At 51.2% G+C, this 410-nt stretch carries 1 protein-coding gene; it reads right to left on the bottom strand.

Annotated features, from left to right (window positions below; all coding sequences use genetic code 11):
- On the bottom strand, nt 1-410 hold a 410-nt coding region (locus ACTHSP_RS22275), incomplete at both ends, for an alanine:cation symporter family protein (protein ID WP_440347046.1).

The following is a 410-nucleotide window of genomic DNA, read 5'->3' as shown; positions in this document are numbered from 1 at the left end:
GGGCCGCCGATGTATTTGCCGTGGCTGACCACGCGGTATTTTTGCGCCAAAACGGCTTCTGCAAAAATGGTAGACATGCCCAAAATGGCAGACAACCACATCCAAAAAATGGCACCCGGGCCGCCGGCAGTAATTGCAGTGGCGACACCGGCAACGTTACCGGTACCGATTTGAGCGGAAATCGCTACGGCAAGTGCTTGAAATTGAGACAGGGATTTGCCTTCGTGGTCTTTGTCTTTTTTGCTGAACAAGCCGCCGAAAACAGATTTGAAACCCGTCCCCAATTTGGTCACTTGCGGCGCGCCCAAGTACAGGGTAAAAAACAGGCCGATACCGATTAAGGCATAAATCAGCAGGTAGTCCCAAAGAACCTGATTGACTGCACCCACCAGAGCAGACAATATTTCTTC

The sequence above is a fragment of the Neisseria sp. P0001.S005 genome, from assembly GCF_051963715.1.
This window is presented reverse-complemented; position numbering and strand designations above follow the sequence as displayed.